Source organism: Amycolatopsis thermoflava N1165 (assembly GCF_000473265.1).
Lineage (GTDB): Bacteria > Actinomycetota > Actinomycetes > Mycobacteriales > Pseudonocardiaceae > Amycolatopsis_E > Amycolatopsis_E thermoflava.
The window spans coordinates 2,800,158-2,815,884 of record NZ_KI421511.1 but is presented as its reverse complement, the minus strand read 5'-3'; the positions used below and the strand labels follow the sequence as shown (position 1 = coordinate 2,815,884).

The window sequence follows — 15,727 nt, the reverse complement described above, 5'->3', positions numbered from 1 at the left end:
GGAGCGGGGAGTTGACATAACTCTGAACCTTGAGTTTAGGTTGAGGGTTTTTTCGCTCCCGGTGAGCGGTACGAGGAATTCACGATAGGAAGGCGGACCCGATGACGCCCCCGCACAACTACCTCGCGGTGATCAAGGTCGTCGGCATCGGCGGAGGCGGCGTGAACGCCGTCAACCGCATGATCGAGGTCGGCCTCAAGGGTGTCGAGTTCATCGCGATCAACACGGACGCGCAGGCGCTGCTGATGTCCGACGCCGATGTCAAGCTCGACATCGGCCGCGAGCTGACCCGCGGCCTTGGCGCCGGCGCCAACCCCGAGGTGGGGCACAAGGCCGCCGAGGACCACCGCGAGGAGATCGAGGAGGTGCTCAAGGGCGCCGACATGGTCTTCGTGACCGCGGGCGAGGGTGGTGGCACCGGCACCGGCGGCGCGCCGGTGGTCGCCTCGATCGCGCGCAAACTCGGCGCGCTCACGATCGGCGTGGTGACCCGGCCGTTCACCTTCGAGGGCAAGCGCCGCGGCAAGCAGGCCGAGGACGGCATCCAGGCGCTGCGCAACGAGTGCGACACCCTCATCGTCATCCCCAACGACCGGTTGCTGCAGCTCGGCGACATCGGCGTCAGCCTGATGGACGCGTTCCGCTCCGCCGACGAGGTCCTGCTCTCCGGTGTCCAGGGCATCACCGACCTGATCACCACGCCGGGTCTGATCAACCTGGACTTCGCCGACGTGAAGAGTGTGATGTCCGGCGCGGGCAGCGCGCTGATGGGCATCGGCTCCGCCCGCGGCGAGGGCCGGGCGGTGCAGGCCGCGGAGAAGGCGATCAACTCACCGCTGCTGGAGGCCTCGATGGAGGGCGCGCACGGCGCGCTGCTGTCCATCGCGGGCGGCTCCGACCTCGGCCTGTTCGAGATCAACGAGGCCGCCTCGCTGGTGCAGGAGGCCGCGCACCCCGAGGCGAACATCATCTTCGGGACGATCATCGACGACTCCCTCGGCGACGAGGTGCGCGTGACGGTGATCGCGGCCGGGTTCGACTCCGGCTCGCCCACCCACAAGAAGCTCGAGCCGCCCGCCGTGGGCAACCGCTCGTCCACCGCCTCGGCCGAGGCCGGGCAGGTCCGCACACCGGCGCCCGCGGCGTCGGCGCAGCCCCCGGCCCCGCCGGCGGGTGGCGGCTTCCCGGTGACGCCGCCGCGGACGCCGCCGTCGGGCACCAACTACGGCACGCCGTCCAGCGGGCTCCCGCAGGCCGGCGGTGGCAGCCGCAGCTACCCGGCGCCGCGCACGAGCACCAGCCAGGGCAGCCTGCCCAGCCGGGCCGTCCCGGTGACCGACGACCCGTCCGACGACGACGTGGACGTCCCGCCGTTCATGCGGCGCTGAGCCGGCGCCGGGCCTGACGCGTGGTCAGGCCCGGTGGTACCGCTCGATCTCGTCGACGGCGAGCGCGAGCACCCGCAGCTCGTCGTCGTCCAGGGGCCACGGTGGGTTCGATTCGGCCGCTTCCAGGCGTTCGCGCGCCAGGATCGCCAGCAGGTCCGGCACCCCCGTGCCGAGCAGCATCTCGATGAGCGGGGCCGACCAGTGCGGGTAGGGGAACCGCGCGGCGTGCCGGCTCGCCTTGGCTTCCTGCCAGATCTTCCGCGCCGCCTCGGGCCCGTCGTGGTGCGCCGCGTCGTGCAGCAGGCGACACCAGCCGATGTCCGAGCGGTGCGCGGCGCCGCTGAACTCGCCCCACACGTCGGCCTCGGCGACCTCCCGGAACAGCCGCAGCGCCGCGTCGCGGTCGCCCGCCTCGTACCGCGCGTGCGCCTCCTCCAGTTTGATGTTCAGCCGCCGCTCGGCGGTGGCGCCGTGCTTGGCGACGTACTCCTCGTGGTCGCGGGCGAGGTGCGCGGCGTCCTGCACCCGGTACGTGAAGTCCCAGAGCTCCTGGACCTCCTCGTCCGGGACGCCGTGCTCCAGTGCTTCTTCGATGAGGGCGACCGCGCGGTCGTTGTGCTCGTGCATCTCGCCGGACTCGAGGAACTCGATGTCGTCCAGGTGGCCGTAGGCCCCGGCGAGCGCGAACGCGCCGCGCACCGCCGGGTCCACCTCGTCCAGGCGCTCGTCCACGGCTTCCGCGATGCGGGTCCACCGTTCCTGTCCGGGCGGGGTGAACAGCGCGGCCAGCTCCGGCGGCAGCTGCCCCGAGGTGGCCAGCGCGCGGACGCTCGGGGGCACGGGTGGCAGGTCCATGGCGGTGAGACCGGCCGAGCACCGCGTCCGGTTCCCAGTAGGCTCAGGGGAAACCAGGCGAGTGGAGGTAATGGGACTTGCGCATCCGTCGGGTGGTCACGACCAGGGCGGGTGGCGTTTCGGCGCCGCCGTACGACACGTTCAACCTCGGCGACCACGTCGGTGACGACCCGGCCGCGGTCGAGGCCAACCGCAAACGGCTGGGCACCGAGCTGGGTGTGGAGCGGGTGGCCTGGATGGAGCAGGTGCACGGCCGCACGGTCACCGTCGTCGACGGCAGCGAGACCGCGCCGGCCGAGGCCACCGACGCGCTCGTGACGAAGACCCCCGGCCTGCCCGTCGCCGTGCTCGTCGCGGACTGCGTGCCGGTGTTGCTCGGCGACCCGGAGACCGGTGTGGTGGCCGCGGTGCACGCCGGCCGCGTCGGCGCCCGCGTCGGGGTGCTGCCCGCCGCGCTGGAGGCGATGGTCGAGGCGGGCGCCGAGATGGGCCGCATCGAGGTGCTGCTCGGCCCGGCCATCTGCGGCGAGTGCTACGAGGTGCCCGCCGAGATGGCCGCCGACGTGGACAAGCACCTGCCCGGCAGCGCGACCCGCACCCGCGCCGGCAAGCCGGGGCTGGACCTGCGCGCCGGGCTGTGGCGCCAGCTCGCCGAGGCCGGCGTCGGCAAGGTCGGCGTCGACCCGCGCTGCACGGCCGAGGACCCGACCCTGTTCAGCTACCGGCGCGACGGCACCACTGGTCGCATCGCCGCGCTGACCTGGGCCGAGCCGGAATGAGCGACGAGCAGCGCCGGGAGGAGATCGCCAAGGCCCTCGCAGCCGTGGAGGCGCGTGTCGCCGACGCGTGCGCGGCCGCCGGACGGCCGCGCGCCGAGGTGCGCCTGCTCGCCGTCACCAAGACCTTCCCCGCGACCGACGCGGCCCTGCTCACCGACCTCGGCCAGACGGACCTCGGGGAGAACCGCGACCAGGAGGCCGGTCCCAAGGCGGCGGAGCTGCGCGCGCTGCGGCCGGACGCGCGGCCGCGCTGGCACATGATCGGGCGGTTGCAGCGCAACAAGGCGCGGTCGGTGGTGCGCTGGGCCGACGAGGTCCAGTCCGTCGACTCGGTCCGGCTCGCCGACGCGCTCGCCAAGGCGCTGCGCAACGCGCGCGAGGCGGGGGAGCGGTCGGCTCCGCTGGACGTCCTGATCCAGGCCAGCCTCGACGACGATCCGTCACGAGGCGGCTGTCCGCTCCCTCACCTGGGTGAGCTGGCCGATCACATCGCCACGCTGGACGGGCTGCGGCTGCGCGGGCTGATGGCGGTCGCGCCGCTGGGTGCGGACCCCGCCCCGGCCTTCGCGCGCCTGGCCGCCGCGGCCGCTGACCTCCGCCGGAGCCACCCGGACGCGGTGGAGCTGTCCGCGGGGATGAGTGGTGATCTTGAACCCGCCATCGCGCACGGTTCGACATGTGTGCGTGTCGGAACCGCGTTGCTCGGCGCGCGCGGTCTAGCCTCGCCGTAGCGAGATCACCCGGAAGTGAGCGATCGCGTCCGGGTAGTCAGGTGAGGGAGCGGCTAGGGAGAGGCATGAGCGCGCTGCAGAAGCTGAAGGCCTACTTCGGCATGATCCCGGCCGACAGTGACGGTTACGACGGCTACGACTCCTACGAGGCCGCCGACCGGTACGACGAGGACTACCGCCGCGACTACGCGGACGAAGCCTACGACGGCTTCGACGAGGAGCCGCTGCCGCGTGCCCGCCGACGGTACCGCGACGGTTCCGACTACGACGAGGAGGGCCCGCTCCGCGCGCGGCCGCGGTCGCCGGAGCCGTCGGTGCACGGCGCGCTCGCGGTCGAGCGGCAGCCGGAGCCGGTGGCGCGGCTTCGCCCGGTGCCGGAGCCCGCCAGGGCGTCGGCGCCGCGGGACGCGCTCGGGCGGATCACCACGCTGCACCCGACGAGTTACGTCGAGGCGCGGGGGATCGGCGAGGCCTACCGCGAGGGCATCCCGGTGATCATCAACCTGACCCAGATGGAGAACGCGGACGCCAAGCGCCTCGTGGACTTCGCGGCCGGGCTGGCGTTCGCGCTGCGCGGCTCGATGGACAAGATCACCAACAAGGTGTTCCTCCTCTCGCCGCCGGACGTGGAGGTGACCGCGGAGGAGCGCCGCCGGATCGCCGAGGGCGGGCTGTTCCTCCGTCACTGAGCGCGACCGCCTGTTCCGGGAAATGGGGTGGAACAGTGTGATGGCACAACTACAGGTCGTAACAATTTAGGCCGAACGGGTGAAACCGTTGGCTAAATCACAGTTCGATTACGTGACCCGGGCAGACCGGGCGTTCCGGGTGCTCCCGGGGTCACGGCGATGTGGCAGAGTGGTGTTCGTGGATGCGGTCCGGCTAGTCCTCTACTACGTGCTGTTCGTCTTTTGGCTGCTGCTCACAGCGCGTGTCGTGGTGGAGCTCGTGCGTGCGTTCGCACGGGATTGGCGCCCCGCCGGCGGGGTTGCGGTGACGCTGGAGACCATCTACACAGTGACCGATCCTCCGGTCCGCGTGGTGCGGAGGATCATTCCGATGGTTCGCATTGGCGGCGTCGGACTGGACTTATCGATTATGGTGCTGCTGTTGGTTGTGTTCATACTGATGCAACTGGCGCTTCCTGGGTGACTTCGGGGGAACCCAGGTGTCGGAGCAGGCCATGGAGTGCGTGAGGTGATCTGATGTCGTTGACCCCCGCTGACGTGCATAACGTTGCGTTCAGCAAGCCACCCATCGGCAAGCGGGGCTACAACGAGGACGAGGTGGACGCGTTCCTCGACCTGGTGGAGACCGAGCTCGCGCGGCTCATCGAGGACAACAACGAGCTGCGCCAGCAGGTCGAGCAGCTCGACGCCGAGCTCGAAGGCACCCGTGCCGACCTCGAAGCCGCCCGCGCAGGCGCCGGCCCGCAGGAGCGCCGCCTGGCGCCCGTGCCGCCGCCGTCGGCCGCCGAGCAGACCCAGGCCCACCCGATGTCGGACGGCGGCGAGCCGAACGTGCAGGCGGCGAAGGTCCTCGGTCTGGCCCAGGAGATGGCCGACCGGCTGACCGCTGAGGCCAAGACCGAGTCCGACGGCATGCTCGCCGAGGCTCGCGCGAAGTCCGAGCAGCTGCTCTCCGACGCCCGCACCAAGGCCGACTCGATGGTCAACGAGGCGCGCACGCGAGCGGAGAACATGCTCAACGACGCCCGCACCCGTGCCGAGACGCTGGAGCGCCAGGCGCGCGACAAGGCGACGACCATGGAGCGCGAGGCTCAGCGCAAGTACACCGAGACCATGAACACGATGAACAGCGAGAAGACCGCGCTGGGCAAGAAGATCGAGGAGCTGCGCACCATCGAGCGGGAGTACCGCACGCGGCTGCGCGGGTTCCTGGAGTCGCAGCTGCGCGAACTCGACGACCGCGGCTCGGCCGCACCGGCGTCGGCGTCCTCGAACTCGGGACAGGCGGGCGCCGGATCGGGCAGTGGCCAGGGCTACTCGTTCGGTCCGCGGGCCGAGGCGGGCTGAGCTTCCCGGTGACGGTTCCGGCACTCCGCGTGGGAGGGTCGGAACCGTTCCGGGCGTGGTTCGTGTTGTAATTCAGCGTGCTCTTCATCGTTCTGGTCCTGGTTCTGGCCGCGCTGGGGTTGCTGATCGCGGCCCTGATCACGGCGAACTCGCTGTGGGCGTGGATCTCGATCGGCCTGTCGGTCGCCGCCGGGCTGCTGCTGGTGGTCGACTTCGTGCGGCGCCGGGTGGCCCGTCGCCGCGCGTCCGCGGTGGCGGAGCAGGCCGAGGAGCCCGCGGCGGGAGCGTCGACGGACGACGACGAGCCGTCGACGCCGGAAGCCACGACGGTGGAGAAGCCGGCGGACGAGCCTGCCCCGGAGACCCCGGCCGCGGAGGTCGAGGACGCGCCGGCGGACCAGACCGCGCTGATCCCCACGGCGGGTGAGCTCGTCGGCACGGCCGAGGAGGGCGAGCCGGGCGAGGAGTCCACGGACCCGGCGGACGCGGAGATCGTGGACGAGCTGGACGTCGAGGTCGTGGTCGTGGACGAGCACCCGCGCTACCACCTGACGGACTGCGGCTGGCTGGCCGACCGCGACACCATCCCGATCTCCGTGAAGGAAGCCCGGGACCTCGGTTTCACGCCGTGCGCGCGCTGCACCCCGGACGCCCACCTGGCCGAGGCGCACCGCGCGAAGGCCTGATTTGTCGCCCGGCGGCGGGCGTGCTCGGCGGCCGGGTGTTCTGTCCGTGGCGGGCTGGACGCGCATTCGCGCCGTCTGTGCTGCGTGCCGACGCCCCCTCGCCGAGGCGCACCAAGACAAGGCGAGTCGTCGCGCGGATGTGGGCGTGCTCGGTAGCCCGACAGTCAGTCCGTGGTCCGGATGCCCAGCCGGTCTGCGAGGACGTCCGCACCGCTCTCCGTGAGTCTCAGCGCCCGGTGCCCGGGCCGGCGCCTCGTGACCCACCCCTGCTCCACGAACCGCTCGGCGAGCGCCGCGCCCAGGGCGCCTGCCAGGTGGTGCCGCTGTTCGGACCAGTCCAGGCAGAACTTCAGCATCGGCCGCCGCCCGCGGGCCGCCTCGACGGCCGTCACGTCCAGTCCGAGCGGCCCCAGCACCTCCGGCGCCGCGGGGCCGATCGCGTACGGGTGCTCGGCCAGCGGCTGCGACAGCCGGTCGTCCGGGCGCCGTCCGGTGCCGTCGACACCGTCCGTCGTGACCAGCGCCCCGCGCTCCACGAGCGCCGCCGTCACCTGCACACCCAGCCTGCCGGCGAGGTGGTCGTAGCAGGTCCGGGCGAAGCGCAGCGCCTGCGCCCGCGTCCCCGCCCGGAGCGAGGTGACCGGCTGGGCGGGGGAGTGCCGGGCGAGCGTCTCCAGGATCTCCACGGCGTCCGGCCGCAACCGGTAGAAGCGGTGCCGCCCGGATCGTTCCGCCTCGACCAGTCCCGCCTCCCGCAGCTTGGCCAGGTGCGCGCTGACGCCCGGCGCGGACAACCCGGCTTCCCCGGCCAGCACGGACGCCGCGAGCGCCCGCCCGTCGGCGAGCGCGGTGAGCACCCGGACCCGCGCCGGATCCGCGAAGAGCGCCGCGGTGCGCGCGATGTCGACGTCGCCTCCGCTCATGCCTCCATCATGCCCCGCGGACACTTCCGCCGCCGCCGAAGTGTCCTCTCCTTGATCGTCGCTTGTGGACACGCTGTCCGGTGAGTCGATCTCGTGGTGCACGGGGACCGGATTATTACTTGGCTGTCGGAAAACTCGTCGGTTCAAGGTCCACTGTGGATTGCCGTCCAGGTCTTGCGGGCGGCCCGGCCGACTTGCAGACTGGGGTGAGCGGGACCTCCCGGAGGCCTGGTTCGGTTCCACGGGAGTGATTCTTCCTTGTGCCGCAACTGGAAATCCGGACAAACAGGGTGATTCCATGGCGTTCACCGGTTTGCGGCGAGCGGTCCGTCACGCCACCAGCCGGCGCGACGAGCAGGCCGCCGCGCAGTACGCCGACCCCGACCTCGTGCGCGGCTACGCCGAGGCGTACGAGTCGGGGCGCGCCACCCGGTACTTCCAGTCGCGGCTGCATGCCGTGGACGAGGCGCTGCGCCCGGTGTCCGGTGCGCTGCTGGACGTCGGGTGCGGGCCGGGCATGCTGGTGCGCCACCTGCTCGACACCAGGCCGGGCGACTTCCGCATCACCGCATGCGACCGGTCGGCCGCGATGATCGAGGCCGTGGCCGAACGCGCGGGGACCAGCGACGTCGGGATCTTCGTCGCCCGCATCGAGGACATGCCGTTCCCGGACGCCAGTTTCGACGTGGTCGTCGCCATGGGCGTGCTGGAATACGCCCGCGCCCGCGAGGGTGTGCGCGAACTCGCCCGGGTCGTGCGCCCGGGCGGGCTGGCCGTGGTGAGCATGCTCAACCCGACCAGCCCCTACCGCCTCGTCGAATGGTGCCTCTACTGGCCGTTCCTGCGCCTGCTCGCGCAGGTGGAGCGCCTGGCGGGGGTTCCGCCGGGGCGGCGGCACACCGTGCCCAAGAGCGGCATCCGGGCGGTTCCGGCGCGCTGGCTGCGCCGCATGCTCCGCGGCGCCGGGTTCGAACCGGCCGACCTGCTGTACTACGACGTGACGCCGTTCGTGCCGCCGCTGGACAAGGTGATCCGCGAGCGGCGGCAGGGCTGGCGGGACCACATCGACCGGACGGTCAGCCGCGGGCCAGGGCGGTGGCTGGGCACCGGATACCTGATGACCGCCCGGCGAGCCGGGCACGCGCCGGGGCGTGCGGTCCGCCGGGCTAGCGTCGCGTCCGCATCGCGAGCCTGACCGGGCACGCCTGGCGGGGGAGCGCGACGAGCAGCCGCACCGCGGCGGCGAGGTCGTCGGGCCCGCCCGCGGACCCCGCCGCGTCGTCCCACCCGAGGTCGAGCGCGGACACCCGCACGCCGCGCGGTCCTTCCTCCTCCCGCAGCATGTCGGTCACCACCGACAGCGCGGCCTTGCTCGCGGCGTAGGCGCCCCGTTCACCGGGCGAATCCGCGACCCCGGGCGAGTTCACGACGATCACCAGCCCGCCCGCGGCGCGAAGGGCGGGCAGCGCGCGGGCGGTGAACCGCGCGACGTCGAACACGTTCGCCTCGAACAGTTCGCGCCACGTGTCCACCGGCGTTTCGGCGAGCGGTCCGGCCGCGTACTCGTCGATGCAGTGCACCAGGACGCCGATCCGCGCCGGACCCGGGCCCTCGTCCGGCCACGGTTTCGCCGGCGGGCAGGCCGCCGCAAGGCCGGCGGCGCTCCGACCGCCCGCGCCGGCGACCCAGACCTCATGGGTGTCGGCCAGCGCCCGGACGACCGCGGCGACGAGCGGTCCGGACTCACCGGCGACGACGGCGACGGGATCGGATTCCACCGCTGCCACCTCCACGGCACGCGAGAATGCTCGACCGTTCCCCCGATCGTAGTTCTGTGACGCGAGAATTGCGCGGCGCCGCAACACTTCCACGCCGGTGAAAGCGAATCCGCGGTCTCCTGGGGCGATGTCCGACAAGCGATCGACCGTGCTGTTCACCCAGTGCGCCGGGATGTTCCTGGTCCAGCTCGACGTCACGGTGGTGAACGTCGCGCTGCCGAGCATCGGCGCCGGGTTCCACGCCGATGTGCCCGCGTTGCAGTGGATCGTCGACGGCTACACCGTCGTGCTCGCCGCGCTGCTGCTGACCGGCGGGGCGCTCGGTGACGTGATCGGCCACCGCCGGGTCGTGCTCGCGGGCCTGGGAATCTTCGGGCTCGCGTCCGCCGGGTGCGCACTGGCGCCGGGCGCCACGGCCCTGGTCGCCGCCCGAGTCGCGCAGGGGGCCGGGGCCGCGCTGCTGCTCCCCGGGACCCTGGCGGTGATCACCCGCACCTTTCCCGGCCGCCGGGAACAGGCCAGGGCGCTCGGCGTCTGGGCCGGGGTCTCCGCGCTGGCGCTTGCCGCAGGCCCGCTGCTGGGCGGACTGCTCGTCACGGCGACCGGGTGGCGCTCGCTGTTCTGGATCAACGTGCCGCTGACCGCCCTCGCGGCCGCCGGCACCCTGCTCGTGCCCGCGGACCCGCCCGCCCGCGGCCGGGTGGACGTCATGGGCGCCCTGACCGGCGCCACCGCCCTCGGCGCGCTGGTCTACGCGGTCATCCAGTCCAGCGCGCCGGCCGTCGTGCTCGGCGTCGCCGCCGCCGTGGCGTTCCTGGTGATCGAACGCGGCGGCCGGGCGCCGATGCTGCCGCTCGAACTGCTGCGCTCGCGCACCTTCGCCGCGGCCAACGTCGTCGCGGGCGCGATGAACTTCGCAGGCCTCGGCACGATCCTGCTCGCCACCCTTTACCTGCAGGGCGTCCGCCACGCCACCCCGCTGACCGCCGCGCTGGCGATGCTGCCCGGGTTCCTGCCGCTGTCGCTGCTGGCCCCGGTCGCCGGGCGGCTCACCGCGCGCTTCGGCCCGCGCCCGGTGATGATCGCCGGGTTGCTGACCGGCGCGACCGGCCTGCTCGGCCTGCTGCGGATCACCGCGGACAGCACCGTGGCCGGTGCGTTCCTGCCCGCGTTCGCCCTGCTCGGCGTGGGGCTGGGCCTGCTGACCGCGGCCGTCGTGGCCGCGGCGGTCGGCGGCGTCCCGGCGGGCAAGGCGGGCGTGGCCGGCGGCGTCAACAACACCGCGCGGCAGGCGTGCGGCGCGCTCGGGATCGCCACGTTCGGGGCCATCGCAGGCAGCCCGGCCCACCCGGCCGCGTTCGTGCACGGGCTGCACGCCGCCGGTCTCCTGGGCGCCGGGATGTGGCTGGCCGCCGCCGTGCTCACCGCCGCCGCGGTCGGCCGACCCTGCGCGAAACCGGGTTGCGGGAGGCGGCTAACCTGGAAGGACACGGCGTAGATCCGGCCATCACCGGGGAGCCTCCGGAAGAACGGGACCAGGTGGTCCTCAGTAGAACCGGACGGGTGCGGCCCGTCACAGCCGTCAACGAAGGGGCCCGCTCGGTGAGCGGGCAAACGGGGTGGTACCGCGGAAGCGGCGCTCAGGTGGCGCCTTTTCGTCCCCGTGCTGGATCCCCGGCGGATCCGCCACGAGAGCGACGAGCACCCGCGAGGAGCGCACCGATGTACCCGAAGGCTCAGCTCGGCGACGGGCCGGCAGGCCAGGTCCCGTCCCAGCCGTCCTTCCCGGCGCTGGAGACCAGCGTGCTGGCCTACTGGGAGTCCGACCGGACCTTCCAGGCCACCATCGACGCGCGCGAACCGGGGACGAACGGCAGCAACGAGTACGTCTTCTACGACGGCCCGCCGTTCGCCAACGGCCTGCCGCACTACGGTCACCTCCTGACCGGTTACGTCAAGGACATCGTGCCGCGGTACCAGACCATGCGCGGCCGCCGCGTCGAGCGCCGCTTCGGCTGGGACACCCACGGCCTGCCCGCGGAGCTGGAGGCCGAGCGGCAGCTCGGGATCACCGACAAGTCGCAGATCGACGAGATGGGCATCGCCGCGTTCAACGACGCGTGCCGCGAGTCCGTCCTGCGCTACACGAACGAGTGGCGCGAGTACGTCACCCGCCAGGCCCGCTGGGTCGACTTCGACCACGACTACAAGACGCTCGACGTCACCTTCATGGAGTCGGTGATCTGGGCGTTCAAGCAGCTGTGGGACAAGGGCCTGGTCTACAAGGGCTACCGCGTGCTGCCCTACTGCTGGCGCGACGAGACCCCGCTGTCCAACCATGAGCTGCGGATGGACGACGACGTCTACGCCAGCCGCCAGGACCCGGCGCTGACCGTCGGGTTCCGCGCCGAGGGCAACGGCACCGACCTGGACGGCACCTACCTGCTGATCTGGACCACCACGCCGTGGACCCTGCCGTCGAACCAGGCGGTCGCGGTGCACCCGGACGTGGACTACGTCGTGGTCGAGCGGGACGGGAAGCGGTTCCTGCTCGCCGAGCCGCGCGTCGCCGCCTACGCCAAGGAACTCGGCGAGGAGCCGGCCGTGGTGGCCCGGTACCGGGGCGCCGACCTGGCCGGCGTGAAGTACGCGCCGCCGTTCCCGTACTTCCTCGGCAACGAGAACTCGCACCAGGTGCTGCTGGCGGACTTCGTCACCACCGACGACGGCACCGGCATCGTGCACATGGCCCCGGCCTACGGTGAGGACGACAAGGCCGCCGGCGACGCCGCGGGCATCACCCCGGTCACCCCGGTCGACGCGCGCGGCCGCTTCGACTCGACCGTGCCGGACTACGAGGGCCAGCAGGTCTTCGACGCCAACCCGGACATCATCAAGGACCTCAAGTACGGCACCGGTTCCGCGGCCCGGCAGGGCGCGGTGCTGCTGCGGCACGAGACCTACGAGCACTCCTACCCGCACTGCTGGCGCTGCCGGAACCCGCTGATCTACCGCGCGGTCTCGTCGTGGTTCGTCAAGGTGACCGCGTTCAAGGACCGCATGGTCGAGCTGAACCAGCAGATCACCTGGTACCCCGAGCACGTCAAGGACGGCCAGTTCGGCAAGTGGCTGGAGAACGCGCGCGACTGGTCGATCTCCCGCAACCGCTACTGGGGCACGCCGATCCCGGTGTGGATGTCCGACGACCCGGCGTACCCGCGGATCGACGTGTACGGCTCGCTGGACGAGCTGGAGCGCGACTTCGGCGTGCGGCCCACCGACCTGCACCGCCCGCACATCGACCAGCTGACCCGGCCCAACCCGGACGACCCGACCGGGAAGTCCACCATGCGCCGGGTGCCCGAGGTGCTGGACGTGTGGTTCGACTCGGGTTCGATGCCCTACGCGCAGGTGCACTACCCGTTCGAGAACGCCGAGTGGTTCGAGCACCACTACCCGGGTGACTTCATCGTCGAGTACATCGGGCAGACGCGCGGCTGGTTCTACACGCTGCACGTGCTCGCGACGGCGCTGTTCGACCGGCCGTCGTTCCGCACCTGCGTCTCGCACGGCATCGTGCTCGGCTCCGACGGGCAGAAGATGTCGAAGTCGCTGCGCAACTACCCGGACGTGACCGAGGTGTTCGACCGGGACGGCTCCGACGCGATGCGCTGGTACCTGATGGCCAGCCCGATCCTGCGCGGCGGCAACCTGATCGTCACCGAGAAGGGCATCCGTGACGCGGTGCGCCAGGCCGTGCTGCCGCTGTGGAACTCCTACTACTTCCTCGCGCTCTACGCCAACGCCGAGGGCGTGGAAGGCCGGTGGCGCACGGACTCCACGCACGTGCTGGACCGCTACATCCTGGCCAAGACCGGTGAGCTGGTCACCGACGTGCAGTCCGCTTTGGACATCTGCGACGTCGCGGGCGCCTGCGCCACCGCGCGGGACTTCCTGGAAGTGCTGACGAACTGGTACGTGCGCCGGTCGCGCGAGCGGTTCTGGGCCGGTGACCAGGACGCGATCGACACGCTGCACACGGTGCTGGAGGTCGTGTCGCGGACGATGGCGCCGCTGCTGCCGCTGACCACCGAGGTGGTGTGGCGCGGGCTCACCGGCGGCCGGTCGGTGCACCTGCAGGACTGGCCGCTGGTCGACGAGCTGCCCGCCGACGCGGCGCTGGTGACGGCGATGGACCGGGTGCGCCAGGTGTGCTCGTCGGCGCTGTCGCTGCGGAAGGCGAACAAGCTGCGCGTGCGGCTGCCGCTGGCGAAGATGCTGATCGCGGCCGACGACGCGGAGGCGCTCGCGGACTTCACCGACATCATCGCCGACGAGGTCAACGTCAAGTCGGTCGAGCTCAGCACGGACGTCGCCGCGCACGGCCGGTTCGAGGTCGCGGTCAACGCCCGCGCCGCCGGGCCGCGCCTCGGCCGGGACGTGCAGAAGGTGATCAAGGCCGTCAAGGCGGGCGACTGGACCACCTCGCCGTCCGGGGCCGTGGTGGCCGCCGGCATCGAACTGGCCGAGGGCGAGTACGAGCGGCGCCTGGTCGCCAAGGAGGAGGGCGCCACCGCGGAGCTGCCCGGCGGCTCCGGCCTGGTGCAGCTTGACACCGCGGTGACCCCGGAGCTGGCCGCCGAGGGCGTGGCGCGCGACCTGGTCCGCGTCGTGCAGCAGGCGCGCCGTGACGCCGGGCTGGACGTTGCCGACCGGATCGCGCTCACCGTGGACGCGCCGGCGGACGTGGTCGCCGCGGCCAAGGCCCACGAGGAGTTCGTGGCGGGCGAGACCCTGGCGAACTCGGTGTCCTACGGGCAGGTGGACGGCGGTTTCGGGGGCGCGGTCGGCGACGGCGACAAGATCACCGTGGCGGTAACGAAGGCCTCCTGATCACCGACAGACCGGGAAACACCAACAGGGGGTTTCGCCGGTGACTTGGCGCGGGTGGGTGCTGGCGGGTGGCGCGGCAGCGGTCGTCGCGATCGTCGTGGTGGCCGTTGTCGTCGTGTGGGGCGGGTCCTCGCCGGACAAGCCCCAGGCCAGCGGCTCCGGCGCCGAGGACTCGGGCACCGTGGCTTCGCGGTTCCTGCTCGCCTTCGCCGAGGGCAACGCCGACGCGGCGGCGGCGCTGACCGACGACCCGCGCGCGGCGAGCGTGCTGCTCGCCGACGCCCGCCGCGGCCTGGCCCCGGTGTCCGTTTCGGCGCGGCTGGGCCAGGTCACGCCCGCCGCCACCCGCGCCACCGCGACGTTCCAGGTCAGCTGGACGATCGCGGCCGGGCAGGTGTGGTCCTACGACAACAGCCTCGACCTGGTCGCCGCCGGCGGCCGCTGGCTCGTGCACTGGAGCCCCGCGGTGGTGCACCCGAAGCTGCGGGCCGGTCAGCAGCTGGCGGTGCGCACGCGCGCCGGCAAGAACGCCGTGGTCGACCGCAACGGCAGGCCGGTCCTGACCTGGCAGGCGGCGGGCACGCAGCCGGCGGAGCCGGGGGTGGCGCCGCTGCTGGTGCCCGCGTTGCAGCGGACGGTGTCCGGGCGGTCGCAGGGCGGCTGGTCGGTGGTCGCCACGGATGTCGACGGCGAGGTGCAGGAAACCCTGTTCGGCCAGGGCGACGTCGAGGTGGCGCCGCTGACCACGACCCTGAGCCTGCCCACGCAGGCAGCGGCGCAGCGGGCGGTCGACTCGGCCGCGTACCCGGCGATGCTGGTGGCGATCCAGCCCTCCACCGGCGACCTGCTCGCGGTGGCGCAGAACGCGGCGGCCGGGGCCGAGCCGAAGGCGCTGAACGGCCTGTACGCGCCGGGGTCGACCTTCAAGATCGCCACGGCGGCGGCGCTGCTGGAGTCGGGCGCGGCCACCGCGGACACGATCGCCGACTGCCCGGCCACCGCGCGCATCGGCCAGCGCACGATCCCCAACGACGACCAGTTCTCCTACCCGCCGCTGCCGCTGCACTCCGCGTTCGCGCACTCGTGCAACACCACCTTCGCGCAGCTCGCCTCGACGTTGCCGCCGGACGCGCTGGCCGACGCGGCCAGCGGGTTCGGCCTCAACGCCGACTTCACCATCCCGGGCATCACCACCGAGGCGGGCAAGGTGGTCCCCACCACCAGCGGCGCCGAGCAGGTCGAGTCCGCGATCGGGCAGGGCACCGTGCAGGCGAGCCCGTTCGGACTGGCCCTGATGGCGGCCACCGTCGCCCGTGGCGACGAGGTGACGCCGCGGCTGTGGCAGGAGCTGGCGACGTCGGTGAACACCGGCTACCGGGCGCCGTCCCGGGAAGTGATCGCCGCGCTGCGGACGATGATGCGCGAGGTCGTCACCGGCGGCACCGCGACCGGGCTGCGCGGCGACGGTGTCGTGTACGGCAAGACCGGCACGGCGCAGTTCGGCGACGGCAGCCGGGCGAACGGGTGGTTCGCCGGGTACCGCGACGACGTGGCGTTCGCGGTGCTGCTGCTCGGGTCGGACTCCTCCAAGCCCGCCGTCACGGTGTCCTCGGCCTTCCTCGGCGCGCTGAGCTGACGTTTCGGCCGCGGCCGAACGG

Annotated in this window: 14 protein-coding genes; 11 read left to right on the top strand and 3 right to left on the bottom strand. The window is 72.5% G+C overall.

Annotated elements, in window-relative coordinates; translation table 11 throughout:
• The first annotated feature begins 101 nt into the window (after window positions 1-101).
• Window positions 102-1,388, top strand: coding sequence for a cell division protein FtsZ (gene ftsZ, locus AMYTH_RS0114125; RefSeq protein ID WP_027930873.1), 1,287 nt, complete (start codon window positions 102-104; stop codon window positions 1,386-1,388).
• A 24-nt stretch (window positions 1,389-1,412) separates the two neighbouring features.
• On the opposite strand, the gene AMYTH_RS0114120 is transcribed toward ftsZ, so the two are convergent.
• Window positions 1,413-2,243 carry a hypothetical protein gene (locus AMYTH_RS0114120; RefSeq protein WP_027930872.1) on the bottom strand — a complete coding sequence of 277 codons (831 nt, stop codon included), beginning with the start codon at window positions 2,241-2,243 and terminating at the stop codon, window positions 1,413-1,415.
• 77 nt (window positions 2,244-2,320) lie between these two features.
• Here AMYTH_RS0114120 and pgeF point away from each other — a divergent pair, with 77 nt between their 5' ends.
• The 6 genes from pgeF to AMYTH_RS0114090 all read left to right on the top strand — a co-directional run bounded on the left by pgeF (window position 2,321) and on the right by AMYTH_RS0114090 (window position 6,475).
• A complete protein-coding gene (gene pgeF / locus AMYTH_RS0114115) occupies window positions 2,321-3,022 on the top strand; it encodes a peptidoglycan editing factor PgeF (RefSeq protein WP_027930871.1) in 702 nt (233 codons plus the stop codon).
• The gene (locus AMYTH_RS0114110) at window positions 3,019-3,753 is read left to right on the top strand and encodes a YggS family pyridoxal phosphate-dependent enzyme (RefSeq protein ID WP_027930870.1); all 735 of its coding nucleotides are present in this window, start codon (window positions 3,019-3,021) and stop codon (window positions 3,751-3,753) included. The genes pgeF and AMYTH_RS0114110 overlap by 4 nt, the downstream gene beginning before the upstream one ends.
• A gap of 65 nt (window positions 3,754-3,818) precedes the next feature.
• Window positions 3,819-4,442: a cell division protein SepF gene (locus tag AMYTH_RS0114105; RefSeq protein ID WP_027930869.1), complete on the top strand. Its 624-nt coding sequence runs from the start codon at window positions 3,819-3,821 to the stop codon at window positions 4,440-4,442.
• Window positions 4,443-4,620: 178 nt separating this feature from the next.
• Window positions 4,621-4,905 carry a YggT family protein gene (locus tag AMYTH_RS0114100; RefSeq protein ID WP_026153057.1) on the top strand — a complete coding sequence of 95 codons (285 nt, stop codon included), beginning with the start codon at window positions 4,621-4,623 and terminating at the stop codon, window positions 4,903-4,905.
• Between the two features lie 53 nt (window positions 4,906-4,958).
• On the top strand, window positions 4,959-5,789 hold the full coding sequence (gene wag31 / locus AMYTH_RS0114095) for a DivIVA-like cell division protein Wag31 (protein ID WP_020423154.1): 831 nt from the start codon (window positions 4,959-4,961) through the stop codon (window positions 5,787-5,789).
• Between the two features lie 77 nt (window positions 5,790-5,866).
• Entirely contained in the window at window positions 5,867-6,475 is a 609-nt protein-coding gene (locus tag AMYTH_RS0114090; protein WP_027930868.1) for a hypothetical protein, read from the top strand.
• A 164-nt stretch (window positions 6,476-6,639) separates the two neighbouring features.
• Here AMYTH_RS0114090 and AMYTH_RS0114085 read toward each other — a convergent pair whose 3' ends face one another.
• Window positions 6,640-7,398, bottom strand: coding sequence for an ArsR/SmtB family transcription factor (locus AMYTH_RS0114085; RefSeq protein ID WP_027930867.1), 759 nt, complete (start codon window positions 7,396-7,398; stop codon window positions 6,640-6,642).
• 298 nt (window positions 7,399-7,696) lie between these two features.
• Between AMYTH_RS0114085 and AMYTH_RS0114080 the strand changes: the two genes are divergently transcribed.
• The gene (locus tag AMYTH_RS0114080; RefSeq protein ID WP_051362667.1) at window positions 7,697-8,593 is read left to right on the top strand and encodes a class I SAM-dependent methyltransferase; all 897 of its coding nucleotides are present in this window, start codon (window positions 7,697-7,699) and stop codon (window positions 8,591-8,593) included.
• On the opposite strand, the gene AMYTH_RS44800 is transcribed toward AMYTH_RS0114080, so the two are convergent.
• Window positions 8,565-9,176 (bottom strand): SDR family NAD(P)-dependent oxidoreductase, encoded by a 612-nt coding sequence (locus AMYTH_RS44800; protein ID WP_167344587.1) that lies wholly within the window; start codon window positions 9,174-9,176, stop codon window positions 8,565-8,567. The two genes, AMYTH_RS0114080 and AMYTH_RS44800, sit on opposite strands and share 29 nt — an antisense overlap.
• Window positions 9,177-9,303: 127 nt before the next feature.
• On the opposite strand from AMYTH_RS44800, the gene AMYTH_RS44795 reads away from it, so the two are divergent.
• From AMYTH_RS44795 to AMYTH_RS0114060, 3 genes are all read left to right on the top strand, one after another.
• Window positions 9,304-10,674 carry an MFS transporter gene (locus AMYTH_RS44795; protein ID WP_051362665.1) on the top strand — a complete coding sequence of 457 codons (1,371 nt, stop codon included), beginning with the start codon at window positions 9,304-9,306 and terminating at the stop codon, window positions 10,672-10,674.
• Between the two features lie 224 nt (window positions 10,675-10,898).
• Complete coding sequence (gene ileS / locus AMYTH_RS0114065; RefSeq protein WP_027930865.1) at window positions 10,899-14,069, top strand: isoleucine--tRNA ligase; 3,171 nt, start codon at window positions 10,899-10,901, stop codon at window positions 14,067-14,069.
• Between the two features lie 58 nt (window positions 14,070-14,127).
• Window positions 14,128-15,705, top strand: coding sequence for a penicillin-binding transpeptidase domain-containing protein (locus tag AMYTH_RS0114060; RefSeq protein ID WP_027930864.1), 1,578 nt, complete (start codon window positions 14,128-14,130; stop codon window positions 15,703-15,705).
• Window positions 15,706-15,727 lie beyond the last annotated feature (22 nt).